Here is a 668-nt window from a genome sequence, read left to right as displayed (position 1 = left end):
AAAATTAGTTGACCACTACAGTGCATTGATCAAAGGAATTAATACCCAGGATAAAGAAGTAACTTGTGTAGATATTGATAGCAACAGATTAATGGAGTTGAAAAGTCAACAAGTGAGTGATGGGTTTAATTTTTTAAATGGTGACTTTCTAAACATAGACTTCCGAAATAAAAAGTTCGATTTTATTTTGTGTAACCCTCCTTTCAATGCGAAAAAACAATTTAGTATAGACAATAAAAAAATACCGATTGAAGCCGCTTTTTTAGAAAAATCTTTAAAGCTGTGCAAGCAAAATGGACGCTTGATATTTATACTCCCAAGCTCTGTAACCAGAGGTACAAGATTAAAGTGGTTTAGGAATAAAGTTCTACAAGAATGCAACCTGGCGTACTCTTATAAGTTACCCAAATTCACTTTTAGCAAAGTTGAAGGGGATTTTTCTGTTTTAGTATTGGATAAGGGCAAAAATAAAAAGTACTCAATATTTAGAAACGATCATTCTGAAATAAAATGTACAGATTTAGCTTCAGAAACAGATAATTTGAGTTTCGATGCTGACGAACTAATGGCTATCCGAAATTTTAAGTCTTTGGTTAGTAAGATTCCTTTAGCATATAAAGCCCTAAATGAACTTATTCACTTCTCAAGAGGGCAGGGCAAGATCATGA

General features: G+C 32.8%; 1 protein-coding gene. It reads left to right on the top strand.

The window, feature by feature from the left end; all coding sequences use genetic code 11:
• Positions 1–668, top strand: a 668-nt coding sequence (locus tag CWC18_RS20725; RefSeq protein ID WP_138676048.1) for an Eco57I restriction-modification methylase domain-containing protein, incomplete at both ends; no start/stop codon positions are given.

It is taken from the genome of Pseudoalteromonas aurantia (assembly GCF_005886875.1).
Taxonomy (GTDB): Bacteria; Pseudomonadota; Gammaproteobacteria; order Enterobacterales; family Alteromonadaceae; genus Pseudoalteromonas; species Pseudoalteromonas aurantia_A.
This window is presented reverse-complemented; position numbering and strand designations above follow the sequence as displayed.